Annotated in this window: 14 protein-coding genes; 6 read left to right on the forward strand and 8 right to left on the reverse strand. The window is 71.7% G+C overall.

Features of this window, described 5'->3' with window-relative positions:
- Window positions 1-2: 2 nt before the first annotated feature.
- The 7 genes from LQ222_RS04305 to LQ222_RS04335 form a co-directional block, all read right to left on the reverse strand.
- Window positions 3-878 carry an ABC transporter permease gene (locus LQ222_RS04305; protein ID WP_230164724.1) on the reverse strand — a complete coding sequence of 292 codons (876 nt, stop codon included), beginning with the start codon at window positions 876-878 and terminating at the stop codon, window positions 3-5.
- On the reverse strand, window positions 875-1816 hold the full coding sequence (locus tag LQ222_RS04310) for an ABC transporter permease (protein WP_230164725.1): 942 nt from the start codon (window positions 1814-1816) through the stop codon (window positions 875-877). The genes LQ222_RS04305 and LQ222_RS04310 overlap by 4 nt, the downstream gene beginning before the upstream one ends.
- Window positions 1816-3426, reverse strand: a complete 1611-nt coding sequence (locus LQ222_RS04315) for an amidohydrolase (RefSeq protein WP_230164726.1) — start codon at window positions 3424-3426, stop codon at window positions 1816-1818. Before LQ222_RS04315 ends, LQ222_RS04310 begins: the two co-directional genes overlap by 1 nt.
- A complete protein-coding gene (locus tag LQ222_RS04320) occupies window positions 3423-4196 on the reverse strand; it encodes a class II aldolase/adducin family protein (RefSeq protein ID WP_230164727.1) in 774 nt (257 codons plus the stop codon). The genes LQ222_RS04315 and LQ222_RS04320 overlap by 4 nt, the downstream gene beginning before the upstream one ends.
- Before the next feature lie 122 nt (window positions 4197-4318).
- Window positions 4319-5194, reverse strand: coding sequence for a transglutaminase family protein (locus LQ222_RS04325; RefSeq protein ID WP_230164728.1), 876 nt, complete (start codon window positions 5192-5194; stop codon window positions 4319-4321).
- Window positions 5191-7662 (reverse strand): circularly permuted type 2 ATP-grasp protein, encoded by a 2472-nt coding sequence (locus LQ222_RS04330; RefSeq protein ID WP_230164729.1) that lies wholly within the window; start codon window positions 7660-7662, stop codon window positions 5191-5193. The genes LQ222_RS04325 and LQ222_RS04330 overlap by 4 nt, the downstream gene beginning before the upstream one ends.
- Entirely contained in the window at window positions 7655-11029 is a 3375-nt protein-coding gene (locus tag LQ222_RS04335; RefSeq protein ID WP_230164730.1) for a DUF2126 domain-containing protein, read from the reverse strand. The genes LQ222_RS04330 and LQ222_RS04335 overlap by 8 nt, the downstream gene beginning before the upstream one ends.
- 215 nt (window positions 11030-11244) lie before the next feature.
- Here LQ222_RS04335 and LQ222_RS04340 point away from each other — a divergent pair, with 215 nt between their 5' ends.
- The 3 genes from LQ222_RS04340 to LQ222_RS04350 all read left to right on the forward strand — a co-directional run bounded on the left by LQ222_RS04340 (window position 11245) and on the right by LQ222_RS04350 (window position 14708).
- Complete coding sequence (locus LQ222_RS04340) at window positions 11245-12558, forward strand: ferric reductase-like transmembrane domain-containing protein (RefSeq protein WP_230164731.1); 1314 nt, start codon at window positions 11245-11247, stop codon at window positions 12556-12558.
- Between the two features lie 129 nt (window positions 12559-12687).
- Window positions 12688-14406, forward strand: a complete 1719-nt coding sequence (locus LQ222_RS04345; protein ID WP_230164733.1) for an amidohydrolase family protein — start codon at window positions 12688-12690, stop codon at window positions 14404-14406.
- 80 nt (window positions 14407-14486) lie between these two features.
- Window positions 14487-14708, forward strand: coding sequence for a hypothetical protein (locus LQ222_RS04350; RefSeq protein ID WP_230164734.1), 222 nt, complete (start codon window positions 14487-14489; stop codon window positions 14706-14708).
- Here the strand turns inward: LQ222_RS04350 and LQ222_RS04355 are convergent.
- On the reverse strand, window positions 14687-15631 hold the full coding sequence (locus LQ222_RS04355; RefSeq protein WP_230164736.1) for a 3-hydroxyacyl-CoA dehydrogenase NAD-binding domain-containing protein: 945 nt from the start codon (window positions 15629-15631) through the stop codon (window positions 14687-14689). The genes LQ222_RS04350 and LQ222_RS04355 overlap by 22 nt on opposite strands.
- Before the next feature lie 93 nt (window positions 15632-15724).
- On the opposite strand from LQ222_RS04355, the gene LQ222_RS04360 reads away from it, so the two are divergent.
- From LQ222_RS04360 to LQ222_RS04370, 3 genes are read left to right on the forward strand one after another with little or no spacing between them, the layout of a single operon-like run.
- Entirely contained in the window at window positions 15725-16567 is an 843-nt protein-coding gene (locus LQ222_RS04360) for a serine hydrolase (protein WP_230164737.1), read from the forward strand.
- 1 nt (window position 16568) lies between these two features.
- Complete coding sequence (locus tag LQ222_RS04365) at window positions 16569-17441, forward strand: hypothetical protein (RefSeq protein WP_230164738.1); 873 nt, start codon at window positions 16569-16571, stop codon at window positions 17439-17441.
- An 8-nt stretch (window positions 17442-17449) separates the two neighbouring features.
- Window positions 17450-18319: a CoA ester lyase gene (locus tag LQ222_RS04370; protein ID WP_230164739.1), complete on the forward strand. Its 870-nt coding sequence runs from the start codon at window positions 17450-17452 to the stop codon at window positions 18317-18319.
- The last annotated feature ends 52 nt before the right edge of the window (window positions 18320-18371 follow it).

Here is an 18371-nt window from a genome sequence, read left to right on the forward strand (position 1 = left end):
GATCAAACGCGTAGCCTGGGGTCGAGCGCATCCCGCAAGGCGTCCCCAAGGACGTTGAAGGCGAGCACGACGATGAAGATCACGATGCACGGCACGACGGCGATGTGCGGTGCGAAGAACAGGAAGTTGCGCCCCTCGCTGGCCATCGCGCCCAGTTCCGGCGTCGGCGGCTGCGCCCCCAGCCCCAGGAAGGACAGCGCCGATCCCAGCAGGATCACCTGCCCGAAGCGCAGCGTGGCGAACACGAAAATCGACGACAGGCAGTTCGGCGCCAGGTGCCGCCAGATCAGCCGCGCATCGGTCATGCCGGTCGCGCGCGCCGCCTCGATGAAGTCGAGCCGCATCACCACCATGGCCGACCCGCGCACGATGCGCGCCATCAGCGGCACCGTCGCCACCGACAGCGCCAGCACCACCGAGAAGATCCCCGGCCCGAAGATCGCCGCGATGGCAAGCCCCACCAGGATGGCCGGGAAGGACAGCAGGATATCCACCAGCCGCATGATCGGCCCGTCCAGCCAGCGATGGTAGAAGGCCGCCAGGAACCCCAGCAGCGCGCCCAGCGACCCGCCCAGCGCCACCGCCGCGAAACCCATCAGCAGCGACACGCGCAGGCCGTACAGAAGCCGCGTCACCATGTCCCTGCCCTGCGCGTCGGCGCCCAGCGGCAGCCCCGGGCTGCCCGGCGGCTGCATCGCCAGCGACAGGTCGTTGTCATACGGATCGGTCGGCGCCAGCACCGGCGCCAGCACCGCGGCCGCGATGATCAGCACGACCAGGATCAGCGACACCGCCGCCGCCGGCTCCCGCAGCAGCCGCGCCAGGATACCCGGGCGCGGCGGCGCGATCGGCTCGCTGGTTTCCGTCGCGGCACTCATGCCGCGCGGATCCGCGGGTCGAGCGCCGCGTACAGCACGTCCACCGTCAAGTTCACCACGATGAATCCCATCGACAGCACGATGATCGTCCCCTGCGCCATCGGGAAGTCGCTCGACAGGATCGCACCCACCGCCAACCGCCCGACACCAGGCCAGGCGAAGACCGTCTCGGTCACCACCGCGCCGCCGAGCAGGAAGCCGATCTGCAAGCCGATCAGCGTCACCACCGGCACCAGCGCGTTCCGCAGCGCGTGCCGCAGCACCACCAGGCGTTCGGTCAGCCCCTTCGCGCGCGCCGTCCGCACATGGTCCGCGGACAGCACATCCAGCACCGCCGTGCGCGTCATGCGCGCCACCGGCCCGATGAACACGCCCCCCAGCGTCAGCGCCGGCAGGATCAGCGACTTCAGCCCATCCATCGTCCAGAACGGCCCGGCGCGCCCGGTGAAGGGCAGCCACTGCCACTGGAAGCCGACGAACCAGATCAGCACCAGCCCCACGAAGAACACCGGCACCGACACGCCCGCGACCGACAGCGCCATGATCGACCGATCGATCACCGACCCGCGCCAATACCCCGCCAGCGTGCCCATCAGGATGCCGAGCGGGATCGACCAGAACAGGCTCGCGAACATCAGTTCCAGCGTCGGCCCGATCGTCGCGCCCAATTCCTGGCTGACCGGCACGTTGTTGATGATGGAGGCACCCAGGTCGCCATGCAGCAACCGCCAGACATACAGCCCGAACTGCACGTGCAGCGGTTCATCGAGGCCAAGGTCGCTGCGGATCAGCGCGATCACATCGGGTGTGGCGTTGGGCCCGGCGCGCACCGTGGCGGGGTCGGTCGGCACCACCTGCATCAGCAGGAAGCCGATCAGCAGCACGCCGAACATGACCGGCACGGCCAGCAGCAGCCGGTGCAGCGCATGGCGCAGCATCAGGCGAACGCGCCGTGGCGGTCGAAGATGGCCGCGCCATCGCGCAGCGTCAGGTCCGCCTGCACGCCGCGCAGTTCCTCAGGGTCGATGGCGAACACGTCGCGCGACAGCACGGCGATGTCGGCCTGCATGCCGGGCTCCAGCGTGCCGCGGCGATCCTCCGCGAACTGCGTAAAGGCACCGCACCAAGTGTAGCAGTGCACGGCTTCCTCGGCGGTCAGCCGTTCTTCCGGCCCCATCACCGTACCCTTGTTGGTCCGCCGCGTCGTCATGGTGAACAGGTTGATGAACGGATCGACCGTCGAGACCGGGCAGTCGGACGACGCCGCCGGATGCGCGCCCTCCGCCAGCCAGGTCTTCATCGGATAGGCGTGGTCCGACCGCTCGCGCCCGAGGTTCTTCACGTACAGGTCGCCGAATTCGTACATGAACACCGGCTGCGGCACCGGCAGGATGCCGCGCGCCTTCATCCGCCGCCGTTGATCGCGCGTGACGAAGCCGCAGTGCTCGATCCGATGCCGCCGCTGCGCGAAGGGATGCGCCGCGCTGTCAGCCGCCTCCATGCCCAGCAACACCTGCTCGATCGCCGCATCGCCGATGGCGTGGATATCCAGCTGCCAGCCCTGCTCGTGATACAGCTTCAGCAGCGCGTGGATGGTCTCGTCCGGGAAGGTGAAGACGCCGGTGCCACCCTGGATGTAGGGCTCGAAGAAGGCCGCGGTCAGCCCGCCTGCGGAGCCATCCGCGAAGACCTTCACCGCGCCCCAGCGCAGGCTGTCGTCGCCATCCATCGGCCGCATGCCGGCCGCCCAGGCCTCGGCCGCGATGCCTTCCGGATTGCCTGCCAGCACCTGCCACATGCGAAGCCCGAGCCGCCCCGCCGCCTTCGCCGCGTCATAGGCCGCGACCTCCGCCATGCCCGCCGTCATCCCGACATTCATGTCGGTGGCGCTGGCGAAGCCGAGCGAGGCGAGATGATCGCAGGCCGCGCCGATCGCACCGACCATCCGCGCCTCATCCGGCGGCGGGATCACATCGCGCACCAGGCGCATCGCGCGTTCCTGGAACAGCCCGGTGAGCTGGCCGCCCTTTCGCTCGATGACGCCGCCTTCGGGATCGGGCGTATTGTGCCCGACCCCGGCCAGCTTCATCGCCATGGAATTGGCCACCGACATGTGCCCGCAGGTACGCACGATCGCCACCGGATTGTCCGGCGACACACGATCGAGCTCGCCGGCCAGCGGATGCCGCCCGACATCGAGCTCGGCATGGTCGTAGCCGCGACCAAGCACCCAGGCGCCCTTGGGCGCCGCCTTCGCCGCATCCCCGATACGCCGCAGCACCTCATCCAGCGTGCGCACTTCCTCGGCGCGCAGGTTCACCTGCGACAGGCCGAGCCCATAGGGCAGCAGGTGCATATGCGCCTCGTTGAAGGCCGGGATCGCCACCCGCCCGCCAAGATCGACCCGCCGCGTGCCCGCCCCCGCCGCCGCGCGCGCATCATCACCCAGCGCAAGCACGCGCCCGTCCTTCAGCGCCACCGCATCCGAGAAGCCGCCCGCAAGCCCGCGAAAGACGCGTCCGCCCTCGATCAGCGTGTCAGCCGTCACGAACGATAGTCCGGCTTCCCGTCCTCGATCAGCCGCAGCGCCGAGGTCCAGGCCATCGCGAAATGCCCGCTGTCGCCGCCGCGGTTGAACTGCGCCGCGGTGTGCAGGCGCACCTGTTCAGGCGGCAGCACCAGCTCGGCGCCGCCGGCCAGGGCGCTGATCTGCGCCTGGCAGGCGCGTTCCAGGTAGTAGATGTTCAGGAACGCCTCGCAGGCATGCCGCCCGCAGACCAGCAGCCCGTGGTTGCGCAGGATCATCGCGTTGTGGGTGCCGAGGTCGCGCACCAGCCGCTCGCGTTCCTCGAGCTCCAGCGCGATCCCTTCGTAGTCGTGATACGCCAGGTGGCCGTAGTACTTCAGCGCATGCTGGCTGATCGGCAGCAGCCCCTGCCGCTGCGCCGAGACCGCGATGCCGGCCTCGGTATGCGTGTGGATCACCACCGCCGCATCCTCGCGCGCCGCGTGGATCGCGGAATGGATCACGAAGCCCGCGGTGTTCACCGGCTTCGTTTCCGCGCCCTCCTCGACCACATTGCCGTCCAGGTCGATCTTCACGAGGTCGCTCGCGCGCATCTCATGGAACAGCACGCCGTACCTGTTGATGAGGAAATGGTGCTCCGGCCCGGGAATCCGCGCGCTGATGTGGGTGTAGATGAAGTCCGTCATGCGGAAATGCGCGACCAGCCGGTACAGCGCCGCGAGGTCGCACCGGATGCGCCATTCCTCCTCGGAGACACCGCGCAGGGCGGCCGGCGGGCTGACGACATTCATGGAATTTCTCCGCGGCGAATTTGCCAAACTGTCATCTCGCGCGCCGGTCGCGTCAACCGGCGGCGGCGCCCCCAACTGCGCCTGGCGTCAGCGCCTGCGCGTGCGCCGGGCAGGCCTGCCCATCAGGCCGGCACCGGCCCGTCCACTTCCTCGAGATCGACGCCGACCCACAGCCCGTGGTCGCCGCCGCCCAGGATCACGCCGCGCAGCGGACTGACATCACCGAAGTCGCGACCCCAGGCGAGCACCACGTGCTCGTCGCGCACCACGATGTCATTCGTCGGATCAAGCCCGACCCAGCCGTGCTCCGGCCCCAGCCAGGCCTCCACCCAGGCATGCGACTGGTCGGCGCCACGCCGCGCCGCGCGCCCCGGCGGCGGGCGTGTCCGCACATAGCCCGACACATACCGCGCCGGCAGGCCCATCCCGCGCAATCCGCTGACCATCACATGCGCATAGTCCTGGCAGACGCCCTCGCGGCTCTCCAGCACCTCGGCCACCTGGGTATTCGGCCCGGTCACGCCGGGCCTGTAGGTGAAGTCTCGGCGGATGCGCGCCATCAGTTCCAGCAGCCCGGCCAGCACCGGCCGCCGCGCCGGGAAGGATGCCGCGGCATAGCCGCGCGCCGCCGCCAGCAGCGGTGCCAGCGGACTGCCGAAGGTGAATTCCATCGCCGCCGATCCGCGCGCGATGTCGCGCACCACTTCCCAGGGCAGGGTGGTGGCCGCCGGCGCGGGATCGGGGAAGCGCACCTCGACCAGCGCCTCGGCCACCACTTCGAACTTCTCGTGCGGCACGTCGATGAACACGCGGGTCGCGAGGTTGCCGAAATGGTCCGGCGCCTCGGTCACATGCGATGGCGTCGGCGTCACCGCCAGCGTGGCGCGCGCCACGCGCTGCCCCGCCAGGCGCCGCGGCGTCAGCAGCAGCAGATGCGCCGCAAGGTCCACCGGATGCGCGTAGGCATAGGTCGTGACATGCCGCAGCCGATAGATCACGCCGCCCCCCGCAAGGCCGGCGCCGCGCCTTCGAGGCCGAGGGTCTGCGTCACCGGCAGCAGCGCGAAGTACCGCCGCGTGACGGCATCCGACAGCGCGGCGATACGGTTGCCCATCGCCTCCAGCCGTGGCGGCAGGCCGGCGGCGGCGAGCGACTGGTCGGCCGCGCGGATCACGTCGCCGACGATCGCCTCGGCCTCGGCCAGTAGCGATGCCGCCTCGTCCGGCAGTGCGCGGTCGTCGCCGCTCGCCACTTCCGACAGGCTGCGGCTGATGGCTTCGAGCTGAAACGCCAGCGCGCGCGGATTGGACGGATCCGCCAGCACCAGGTCCAGCGCCGGCGCCGGCTGCAGGATCGACAGGTAGCGGCTGCGATAGGTGATGACGCTGTCGCACAGCTCCAGCATCAGCCGCAGCCCGCCCTCGATGCGCGCCGGCGGCTGGTCCAGCGCGAACTGCACTTCCGACGCGATCGCCTGCGCGCGTTCGACCCGCCGCCCGAGGTCCAGGAACAGCCACGCGCCGCCGCGCACCATGCTCTCGGCGGCAACACCCGCCACCGCGGTGGCGAAGCGCAACACCGAGATCATCGCGCGCCCGATCGCCTCCAGCCCGCTGCCCGCGTCGCGCATCTCCGCGCGCGCGGTCCGCAGCGTCAGGGTGAAGGTGGCGTGCATGTCGGCGGTCAGGCGGTCGCGCACCATCGCGGTCAGCGCCGCGATGCGCTCCGCCAGCAGCGTCAGCGCGCCGTCCTCGCGCAGCGCCGCGGCGATGATGGCGGGCAGCGCCTGCGCGGCGGAGGACCCCACCACCTCATCCGCCCCGGTGAATCCCGCCTGCGCCAGGCAGCGCGCCAGCGCCGCGACCTCGGCCTGCTCGCGCGGCAGCACCACCCCGCGCGAGATCCGCGCCTGCGTCGCCCGCACCAGGCGCGCGGCGCGTTCCAGCCGTTCGGTGTAGCGCCCCAGCCAGAACAGGTTGTCCGCCACGCGCGAGGGCAGCGCACCGGGCGCGCGGCGGATCGGCAAGGGCGGCAACTGCATCACCGCCGGGCCGATGATGTCGGCGCCCTCATCCGCCAGCACCCAGACATCCTTGGACAGGCCCTGGGTCGGCAGGGCGCCGCCGACCGAAGCGGCCTCCCCGATGCGCGCCAGGCCGCCGGGCATCACGCGCCACGCCAGGCCGTCGAATACCGCGAACATGCGCAGGATCAGCGGTCGCGGTTCCAGCCCGTCATTGACCACGCAGGGCACGACCGAGGCCACCGGCAGGCGGGTCGCGGCATAGGCGGCGGGGCGTGCCTCCGCCGCGATGGCGTGCGCCCAGGCCTCGAGCGGCGCCGGCGCCGCGCCGTCGGTCGCACCGCGCACCAGCCAGCCGGCCTCGCGCGCCACGCGCTCGCGCGCCGCCGCATCGCCGAGCCACAGCGTCTCGACCGAGGGCAACAGCAGCCCCTGCCCCAGCAGGCGCGGCGCCAGCGCATCGAGGAACGCCGCCAGCGCCGGCGCCTCCGCCAGCCCCGCGCCCGGCGCGTTGAAGATCCGCACGCTGCCCTGGCGCGCGGCATCCAGCAGCCCCGGCACGCCCGACGTGCCGGCCAAGGCATCCTCGAGCGGATCGAGCGCACGCCCCTCGATGCGCGACAGCAGCACATCCACCCGCTGCAGCCCCTGCAGCGTCTTCAGGAACAGCACGCCCCCGCGCACCGTGAGGTCGCCGCATTCGACCAGCGCGCAGGACAATTCGCGCGACAGCAGCATGTCCTCGAACCAGCGCGGGTGATGCGTGCCCCGCGTCAGCAGCGCCGCCGCGGGGTCGCCGCGTTCGGGTGGCGCCAGGCGCTGCAGCGCATCCTGCCAGAGATCGAAGAAGGGCCGCATCGATCGCACCGACGCACCGCGGAACACCTCCGGCATCACGCGCGCGAGCAGGCGGCGGTTCTCCCGCGCCAGCCCCGGCCCGGCCGGCGCGGTGGTGCGGTCGGCCAGCACGCGCCAGGCGCCGTCGGGCCCGCGCAGCAGGTCCACGGCATACAGGTGCAGCATCGGCTGCATCGGCGCCGCGCCCTCCTGCCGGCACGGCCGCAGGAAGGCGGGGTTGGCGAACACCACCTCGGGCGGGATGGCGCCCTCGGCGAGCAGCGACTGCGGGCCATACAGATCGGCCAGCACCGCCTCCAGCAGGCTCGCGCGCTGCGCGATGCCGGCCTCCAGCGCGGCGAATTCCGCCGCCGGCAGCACCAGCGGCAGCGGGTCGCAGCGCCAGGCGACCTCGCGCTTCGAACCGGGCAGCACGCCGGCCATGCCCTCATCCTCGAAGGCGCGGTCGAGCCGGCGGGCGCGCTCGCCCAGCACCCCCTCCCCCATGCCGCCCAGGATGCCGAGCAGGGTCCGCCAATGCGGGCGCACGCCGCCGCGGCCGTCGACCATCTCGTCGATCGGCGGCACGGCCGTGAGGTCAGCCATGACGCCTCAGGTCGAGGGTGAAGGGCAGTTCGAGGCCCGGCGGCGGCTCCGGCGGCGCCATCCGCCCCGCGGTATGGCCGAAGGGAAACACGCGCGCGCGGCGCCGCGCCTCCGCCTCGTTCGCATTGACCGGATAGCGGTCGTAGTTGCGCCCGCCCGGATGCGCGACGTGATAGGTCATGCCGCCCAGGCTGCGCCCGTTCCAGCGGTCGAACACGTCCAGCACCAGCGGCGTCTGCGGGCGGATGGTCGGATGCAGCGAGGAGGGCGGGTTCCACGCCTTGAAGCGGATGCCCGCGACGTATTCGCCGGCGCGCTCGGTCGCGCGCAGCGGCACGGCCACGCCATTCACCGCCAGCGCATGGCGGTCGGGCAGCCAGTTGGTCACGCTCGCCTGCACGCGCTCGGCGCTGCTGTCGACGTAGCGCGCCGTGCCGCCGGCAACCTGTTCCTCGGCCAGCACATGCCATGGCTCCAGTGCGTGACGGAGCTCGAGGCCGATGTCGCGCACGCTGCCCTCGCCGATCAACGGGAAGCGGAAGGCCATGTGCGGCGCGAACCACGCCGCGTCGATCGGCGCGCCGAGGCCGCGCAGCTCCTCGATCGCGTCCTGGAAATCCTGGCCGCAATAGTGCGGCAGCATGAACTGGTCGTTCAGCCGGGTGCCCCAGCGCACCAGCCGCCGTTCATAGGGGCGTTCCCAGAAGGCCGCGAGGGCGGCGCGCATCAGCAGCATCTGCACCGCCGACATCTCGGCATGGGGCGGCATCTCGAAGCCGCGGAACTCGACCAGCCCGCGCCGGCCGCTGCTGGTCGCCGGGTCGTACATCTTGTCGATGCAGAATTCGGTGCGGTGCGTGTTGCCGGTCATGTCCGCCAGCAGGTTGCGGAACAGCCGGTCGGTCATCCAGGGCGGCACCTCCTGCCAAGCATGCACCTTGGAGAACGCGATCTCCAGTTCATGCAGGGCGTCCATCCGCGCCTCGTCGATGCGCGGGTGCTGGCTGGTCGGGCCGATGAACAACCCGCTGAACAGGTAGGAAAGGCTCGGATGGTTGTGCCAGAAGCCGACCAGCGACTTCAGCAGGTCGGGCCGGCGCAGGAAGGGGCTTTCGCCGACGCTCTCGCCGCCCATCACGACATGGTTGCCGCCGCCGGTGCCGACATGGCGACCGTCGGTCATGAATTTTTCCGCCGCGAGGCCGACCTGGCGCGCTTCCTCGTACAGCGCGACCGTGCGCCCGACCACCTCGTCCCAGTCCTTGGCCGGGTGGATGTTCACCTCGATCACGCCGGGGTCGGGCGTCACCGAGAAATGCAGCAGCCGCGGGTCGGACGGCGGCAGGTAGCCTTCCAGCACCACCTTGCGGCCCATCTCGGCGGCCGTGCCCTCGACCGCCGCGATCATGTCCAGCCAATCCTCGGCGGCGAAGAGCGGCGGGAAGAAGATGTGCAGGATGCCGCCGCGGGCTTCGACCGTCAGCGCGGTGCGCACCACGCCGGGGTCGGATTCGCCCACCACCGGGATCGGCTGCGGCTGCGGGCGGAAATCCTCGATGCCCGACGCGGTGCCTTCGCCCGCCAGCGGTGCGCGCAGCGCGCGCTGGGACAGCGCCTCGGGTGACTGTTGCGCGCGCAGCGCGCGCTGCGCCATCAGCGCGGCATGGGGCGGCAGGTCGTCGCGCCAGGCGAAGGGGTCGGCCTCGACATCCTGCGTGCGCGCCGCGTCCTCGGGCGACATCCAGGGCAGCGAGGCGAGCGGCAGGCGCAGCCCGATCGGGCTGTCCCCGGGCACCAGGAACAGGTGGTCGCCGCGGAAGAACCAGCGGCCGGACTGCCAGCGCCGTACGCCATCCTGCAGCACGCGACGGATCGGCAGCACCACGCCGACCTCGGAGGACAGCCCCTGGCCGAACACCCGTGCCAGGCGCTTGCGTTCCAGCGCGTCGGCCAGCTTCGCGTCCTCGACGACCACGTTGGCCGGCAGGCGCTGTTCCTTCCACAGGTAGTAATGGACGTCCTCGTGCGCGCCCTGCACCAGGCCAGGGTCCACCTGCAGCCGCTCCGCCAGCAGCCGACCGAAGCGCGCGGCATCGGCCGCGGTGGCATCGTCCCTGTCGTCGTCGGAGGCGAGCAGCGCGGGGTCGGTCCAGACCGGCTCCCCATCCGCGCGCCAATGGGAATGCAGCGCCCAGCGCGGCAATTGCTCGCCGGGATAATGCTTGCCCATGTTGGTGGTCAGCACGGCGCCCGGCGACCACAGCGCCACCAGCCGGCGCAGCAGCCGCCCGGCATAGGCGCGCTTGGTCGGGCCCAGCGCATCGGTGTTCCATTCCGCCGCATCGCGGTCGGATGCCGCGACGAAGGTGGGCTCGCCGCCCATGGTCAGGCGCATCCCCTGCGCCTTCAGCTTGGCGTCCACCGCCTCGCCCGCGCTGCGGATCGCCTCCCACTGGTCGGGCGTATAGGGCCTGGTGACGCGCGGCGTCTCGCGGATGCGGCGCAGGCTCATCTCGAAGCCGAAGACAGTCTCCACCTTCTCGAGACCGCCCGAGATCGGCGCCGCCGATTGCGGTTCCGGCGTCGCCGCCAGCGGGATGTGCCCTTCCCCGGTCATCAGGCCGGAAGTGGCATCGAGGCCGATCCAGCCCGCGCCAGGCAGGTAGACCTCGGCCCAGGCGTGCAGGTCGGTGAAGTCGGCCTCCGGACCCTCGGGGCCCTCCAGCGGCTTCTGGTCGGCCACAAGCTGGATCAGGTAGCCCGAGACGAAGCGCGCCGCGAAGCCGAGCCGGCGCAGCAGCTGCACCAGCAGCCAGGCGCTGTCGCGGCAGGAGCCCTTGCCTTCGCCCAGCGTGGTGTCCGGTGACCAGACGCCGGGCTCCATGCGCACGACATAGGCGATGCGCGACTGCACCATGGCGTTCAGCGCGACCAGGAAGTCGACAGTGCGCCGGGGGTCGCGCGGCACCTCGGCCAGCAACGCCTCCAGCCGCGGCCCCGACGGATCGATCCGGCGGAACGGTGCCAGTTCCTGCTCCAGCCCGGGATCGTAGGCGAAGGGCCAGGTCTCGGCCTCGGGCTCCAGGAAGAAGTCGAAGGGATTGATCGTCGCCATGTCGGCAACGAGGTCCACGGTCACGTCGAAATGCGTCACGCGCTCGGGGAACACCACGCGGGCCAGGAAATTGCCCTGCGGATCCTGCTGCCAGTTCAGGAAGTTGGGCTGCGGTTCGACCTTCAGCGCATAGGACAGCACCGGCGTCCGGCTGTGCGGCGCCGGGCGCAGCCGGATGGTCTGCGGGCCGAGGCTGGCAGGCCGGTCATAGCGGTAGCTGGTGCGGTGCGTCAGGGCGACGTGGATGGACATGATGGGGCCTGGATCGGTTGGGTCGGTGTCTCACGGATGCGACGCTGGATGCAATCCGCGGTCCAACGCCGCGCCATCGGTGATGCACGGCTTTGCCATCGGCGGCGCGGCGCCGTGCAACCCGCGCTGCAGCCCCGCCGGCGTTGCGCCAGCGCAAGGCGGATGCGCCACCTGCATGCGATGGCACGGGCTGCCCTGGGGAGCACCGCCACGCCGTGCCGGCCCGCCTGCTGATCGCCGCCTATGCAACCCTGGTCGGCATGCCCGTGGCGCTCGGCTGGCTGCTGGTCGGCCCGGCGCGGGCCTGGCCGGACGAGCTATCCTCCGCGCTGGCCCTGGCCGGCTTCGCGGCCTTGCTGCTGGAATTCCTGCTGTCGGGCCGCTTCCGCGCGGTCACCGGCGGCATCGGCATCGCCCAGAGCATGCGATGGCACCAGCGCCTGGCACGCGCGCTGACGCTGGCGCTGCTGGTCCACCCCTTCCTCTACACCACGCCGACCGGGCCGCAGGTCCTGCGGCCGGACGACCTGGCGCGGGCGGGGGTGCTGCACCTCGATGCCCATGCGCTCGTCACCGGGGCGATCGGCTGGCTGCTGCTCGGCGTGCTGACGCTGACGGCGATCGGGCGCGATTCGCTGCCCTGGCGCTACGAATCCTGGCGGCTGATGCACGGCCTGGGCGCCGCGCTGCTGGCGGTCCTGGGCCTTGGGCACGCGCTGCGGGCGGGCCGCTACAGCGCGCACCCGGTGGTGGTGGCGTATTGGTGCGTGCTCCTTGCGCTTGCGGTGCTCAGCCTGGTGGCGGTCTATGGTCTGCGACCGATCCGCCTGGCGCGGCGGCCGTGGCGGATCGTTGCCGTCACACCGGCCGCCGAGCGCTGCTGGCAGGTCGTGCTGGAACCCGTGGGCCATGCCGGGCTGCGCTTCCGCGCCGGGCAATTCGCCTGGGTGCGACTGGACCGGCCGGCCTGGTCGATGCGCGAGCATCCCTTCTCGATCGCCTCGGCGCCCGGCGGCGACGGGCGGCTCGCCTTCCTCATCAAGGAGGCCGGCGACTTCACCCGCACCGTGGGATCGCTGCGCCCCGGCGCGCGTGCCTTCGTCGAGGGGCCGCACGGGACGCTGAGCGTCGAGGGGCGAGGCGAACCCGGCCTCTGCCTGATCGGCGGTGGCGCCGGCGTGGCGCCGCTGCTGTCCATCCTGCGGGCACGGCGCCGCACGCCCGCCCCGCGCCCGGCCATGCTGGTCTACGGCAATCGCCACGAGGGCCAGATCCTGGCCGAGGACGAACTGCCGACGCTCGGCGTCGAGGTGATCCACGTGCTCCAGGAACCCCCGCCTGGCTGGGCCGGCGAGACCGGCATGATCACGCGCGACCTCGTGGCGCGGCGCTGTGCCCGCGCCGCGGCGGCGGGCTGGCTGTTCCTGCTCTGCGGCCCGCCGCCGATGATGCGCGAGGCGCGTGCCGGCCTCGCCGCGATGGGCGTGCCGGCCCGGCGCATCCTGGAGGAAGGCTTCGCCTACGACTGAGCCGCGGCAGCGCGCACCTCGCCGGGTTGCGCATCCCGCTTGCGGGCGCTGCGCCACGCGGCGCGACCGGTTCCCTCGGACCGGGCGCTGCTCTAGGCTCCTGGCGGGAACGGGAAGGAAATGCCGGCCATGGCCGATCTGGTGATCCGCGGCGGAACCGTGGTCGATGGCACGGGCGCCGCGCCGATCGAGGCCGATGTCGCCATCGAGGGCGGGCGCATCACGCAGGTCGGCCGCGTGGCCGAGCGCGGGCGCGAGGAGATCGACGCGCGCGGCCACCTGGTCACCCCCGGCTTCGTCGACATCCACACCCATTACGACGGCCAGGCGGTGTGGGATTCGCACCTGGCCCCCTCGGCCTGGCACGGCGTGACCACCGCGGTGATGGGCAATTGCGGCGTCGGCTTCGCGCCCTGCCGCGCCGCCGACCGCGACAAGCTGATCGAACTGATGGAAGGCGTGGAGGACATCCCCGGCCCGATCCTGCACGAGGGCCTGGACTGGCGCTGGGAAACCTTCCCCGAATACCTCGATGCGCTGGAGGCGCGGCCGCGCGACATCGACATCTGCGCCCTGCTGCCGCATGGCGCGCTGCGCGTGCACGTGATGGGCGAACGCGGCCTGGCGCTCGAGAACGCCAACCAGGCCGACATCGCCAGGATGCGCGAGATCACCGCGCAAGCCGTGCGCGCCGGCGCCTTCGGCGTGAGCACGTCCCGCACCATCAGCCACAAGACGCTGAAGGGCGACCCGACGCCGACCCTGCGCGCGCAGGAGGAAGAACTGCATGGCCTGGCGCTCGGCCTGCGCGATGGCGGCGGCGGCCTGCTGGAACTGGTGAGCGACTGGAACACGCCCGACCCCGCCACCGAATTCGCCATCGTGCGTCGCGTCGTGCAAGCCACCGGCCAGCCCGTCGTCTTCTCCCTGACGGCACGCCACGACCGCACGGAAGCCTGGAAGGAATTGCTGGCGCTGTCGGACACGGCCGCCGCGGACGGCCTGCCGATCCGCCCGGTCTTCCCGCCACGGCCCATCGGCATCCTGCTCGGCCTCAACGGCAGTCAGAACCCCTTCGCCGGCTGTGCCTCGTATCGCGAGATCGCCCACTTGCCCGCCCCGGCCCGCGCCGCCGCCATGCGCGACCCGGCGCTGCGCGCGCGCATCCTCTCCGAGGACCGGATCAGTGGCTCCACTTTCCCGCTGATCACCCGCCTGGGCTTCGAACGCATGTTCCCCTTCGGCGACCCGCCCGACTACGCGCCGCCGGCCGAGGCCTCGATCGCGGCGATCGCCGCGCGCGAGGGCCGCCGCGCCGAGGAGGTCGCCTATGACCTGCTGGTGGCCGATGACGGCGATGGCTTCATCTTCGCGCCGCTGACCAACTTCGCCGACTACACGCTCGGCGCCAGCGCCGAATGCCTGCGCCATCCCAACGCCATTGCCGGGCTGTCGGATGGCGGGGCGCATGTCGGCTTCATCTCGGACGGGTCCTTCCCGACCTTCCTGCTGACCTATTGGGCGCGGGACGGGAAGGAGCAGGTCTTCCCGGTGCAGGAGATCATCCGCCGCCTGACATCGGACACCGCGCGCGCGGCCGGCCTGCACGACCGCGGCGTTCTGCGCGCGGGCATGCGCGCGGATGTCAACGTGATCGACATGGGCGCGCTGGCACTGGAGGCGCCACGCATGGTGGCGGACCTGCCGGCCGGCGGGCGGCGCCTGCTGCAGCGCGCGCGCGGCTATGCCGCGACCATCGTCGCCGGCACCGTCACCTATCGCGACGGTATCGCGACCGGCGCGCTGCCGGGGCGGCTGGTGCGCGCGGGGCGCCAGCCCGCAGTGTGATGCGGGCCACGGACGGGCGGGGCGCCGCCACCGCAGGGTGACTCCAGGGCTGCCGGTGCAGCCTGCTCGAGGAGTGGCCCATGACCGCCCCGCGGCGTCTGACGATCGCCTGCTTGGCGCTTGCGCTGTCTGCCGGCGCGGCGGGCGCCTCTGTCGTGCTGCGCACGCAGGAACGCTGCCAGGTCGCCGGCCCCTTCGTGACCCTGGTCGACGCGACCGAGGCTGCGCGGGCGGCGCGCGAGCGCGGCGCCAACCCGGTGACCTTCCGTACCGGCGAAGGCTACTTCGTGCGCGCCTGCTGACCCGCGCGCGCTTCCAGGAGCCGCACCAGCGCATCGTCGCGCCGCTGCGCGAGCTCGATGGTGCTGGCATTGCCGGTCGCCTCGCCCACCCCCTGCACCAGGATGGCGCGCAGTTCCGCGCTCACGCTCGGCGTGCCGAGGTCGTCCCACCACGACGTCACCGCCGGCAGCAGGTGGTGCATGAAATGGCCGATGCCGCCCTCCCCGCCCGCCAGGTGGAAGGTCGTGTGCGGGCCCATCAAGGCCCACCGCAGGCCGGGGCCTTCGCTGATCGCGGCATCGACATCGGCGACCGTCGCGACACCTTCCGCGACCAGATGCACGGCCTCCCGCCAGAGTGCCGCCTGCAGGCGGTTCGCGAGGTGGCCGGGCACTTCCTTGCGGATCTCGATCGGGTGTTTGCCGATCGCGCGGTAGAACCGCATCGCGGCGGCGACGGCCTCCGGGCTGCCCTTCGCACCGCCCACCACCTCGACCAGGGGGATCAGGTGGGGCGGGTTGAAGGGGTGGCCGATCACGACGCGTTCGGGATGCGCGCACCCTTCGGACAGACGCGACGCCAGCAGGCCCGATGTCGATGACGCGATCACCACGTCGGGCGGCAGCGCCGCATCGATGCGCGCCAGCAGCTCCTGCTTGATCTCCAGCCGCTCGGGCGCGCTTTCCTGCACGAAGTCGCATCCCGCGCAGGCCGCCGCCGGGTCGGCATCGAAGGTCCAGGCGCCGGGATCGGCATCCGCCTTGCCGCCGAGGCGCATCAGGATCGGCCAGGCATTCGCGATCATCCGCCGCAGCAGGTCGGGTGCGCCGGGCGACGGGTCGCTGGCGCTGACCGGAATGCCACGGCTGAGGAAATACGCCGCCCAGGAGGCGCCGATGGTGCCCGCGCCGATCACCGCGACGCGCCCGATGTCCTGCCGCATGTCGTTCCCTCCCCTGGTGCTGGCGGAAGGCTAGCGCGCCCTGGCCAGCCGCAGGAAGCAGGGCTAGCCTCCGCGCCGGCAGGAGGAACGGCCATGCAGGATCTTCTCGCGCGGATGAACGCCGTCTGCGACGCGCAACCCTTCGACACGACATGGTGTGTGAAGGACCTCGCGACCGGCTGGCATGCCGACCGGGGCGGCGACGTGGTCACGCCGTCGGCCAGCACGCGCAAGACCTCCATCCTGATGCACGCGCTGTCCAAGGTGCACGAGGGCAAGCTGCGGCTGGACGAACCCTGCACCATCGAGGCGCGGCTGCAGGAGGGCGTGGACAGCGGCACCTACCAGTACATGACGCCCGGCTGCGTCATCCCGCTGCGTGATGCCTTCGTGAACATGATCATCACGTCGGACAATGTCTGCACGCAGATCGTGCTGGAACGCCTGGACCGCGACGAGCTGAACGCCTGGTGCCGCGGCATCGGCATGACCGGCACAACCCATCGCGTGAACTTCCCCCCGCCCGGCCTGGCCTGGGACCACCCGGTCGACGCGGTGGCGAGCACCACGGCGCACGACCAGGTGCTGCTGCTGGACCGCATGGTGGCCGGGGCGACGGACCCCACGGCCGCGGTCGCGCTGGGGGCGACGCCGGAGTTGTGCCGGCTCGGTCTCGACATCCTGTCCTGGCAGCGGCTGCGCAACCTGATCCCGTGCCTGCTGCCGGCGAAGACGAAGGTCGCGAACAAGACCGGGCGCGGGCCGCGCGGGCGCATGGATGCCGGCGTGGTCTATCGCGGCGAGGCGCCGCGCTTCATCATCGCGGTCTATTGCGACCGCGTGCCCGACACGCTGCCCGACGGGCTGCCGGGCTTCACCGCCGCCTATGCCACCGCTGGGCGGCTGACGCGCCTTTGCTGGGACACGATGAACTGACATGACCACCGACGCTGAATTCGAAGCGGCCATCGCCGCGCTGCAATCCTGGGTGGGCCGCGAGCGCGTGGTGGAGGACGAGATCGGCCTGTCCTCCGCGCGCCGCATCGCCGGCATGCTCGACATCGACCCCGCGTCGCTGAAGCAGGGCGATACGCTGCCGCCGCATTGGTTCACGATGTTCTTCCCCGACATCGCGCGGCAGAGCGACATCGGCCCCGACGGCCACCCCAACAAGAGCGTGTTCCTGCCGCCCATCCCGCTGCCGCGGCGCATGGGCGCGGGCCGGCGCGTGACGATCAACGAAAGCCTGCGCATCGGCACGCCCGCCATCAAGCGCGCCATCGTCGCGCAGGTGCTGCCCAAGATCGGCCGCACCGGGCGCATGGCGATCCTGACCATGCGCCACGTCATCGAATGCGAAGGCCGCACCGTCGCGATCGACGAATTCGACGCCATGTACCGCGAGGCGCCGGCGCCCGGCCAGGCCAGCCCGCAGACGCCGCCCGTCGCACCGCCCGCCAACGGCGCCTACGCCGACCAGGTGCTGCTCTCCTCCGCCCTGGTGTTCCGGTATTCCTCGGTCACCTGGAACGCGCATCGCATCCACTACGATGCCGACTATGCGCGCAGCGAGGAAGGCTATCCCGCCACGGTGCAGAATGGCGGGCTGACCATGCAGTTGCTGCTGGATGCCGCGCTGAAGCGCGCGCCCGGGCGGCTGGCGGGCTTCACCGCGCGGCTGGCGCGGCCCTTGTGGGTGGGCGATACCGTGACGCTGTGCGGCGCCGCGCCGGCCGATGGCAGGATGGCCTGCTGGGCCGCCGACAAGGACGGGCATCTCTGCGCGACGATGGAGTTGTCCTTCGCATGAGCAACGGCATGACCCGCGCCGCGCCCACGACCTGGCGGTCGATGATGTTCGTCCCCGCCACCGGGGAAAAGTTCGTCGCCAAGGCGCATACCCGCGGCGCCGATGTGGTGATCCTGGACCTCGAGGATTCCATCCCGCCGGGCGACAAGCAGGCGGCGCGCGACGCCCTGCCGGCCGCCGCCGCCACGGTCGGCCAGGCGGGGGCCGAGGTCGCCGTGCGCATCAATCGCGCGCTCGAACTCGCGGTGCCCGACATCGCCGCGGCAATCATGCCCGCGGTCGGCACGCTGATCCTGCCGAAGGTGATGGGGCCGGAGCACATCCGGCTGCTGGCGGAAGTGGTGGCGGCGCGGGAGGCGGCGCTGTCCATGCCCGCCGGCCACACGCGCTTCGTCGCCGTGGTGGAAACCCCCGACGCGCTGCCGATGCTGGGCGCCATCGCCACCGCCGATCCGCGCGTGGTGGCGCTCGGCGTGGGGGCGGAGGACCTGTCCACGGAACTGGAAGCCGTGCCTGGCGCCGACCTGCTCTATCATTTCGGCATGATGGTGGTGGCGGCGGCGCGCGCGGCGCGCGTCCAGCCGATGGGGTCGGTCGGGCCGTTCGCGGATTTCTCCGACCTCGTGGCCTATCGCGACTCCCTGCGGCGGTCGCGCGCGCTCGGCTTCGCCTGCCAGGCCTGCATCCATCCCGCGCAGGTCGCGATCATCAACGAGGAATACGGCCCCTCGCCCGTCGAGATCGAACGCGCGCGCCGGCTGCTCGCCGCCTTCGACGCGGCGCTGGCCGAGGGCAAGGGCGCGGTCGCCTTCGAGGGCCAGATGATCGACCTGCCGGTGGTGGAACGCGCGCGGCGCCTGCTGCTGCGCGCGCGCTGAGCGCGATCGGAACGCCACGTCGCGGTTGACGTTCCTGTAGAGCAGGCAGGCG

The organism is Roseomonas sp. CECT 9278, assembly GCF_918698155.1.
Classification (GTDB): domain Bacteria; phylum Pseudomonadota; class Alphaproteobacteria; order Acetobacterales; family Acetobacteraceae; genus Neoroseomonas.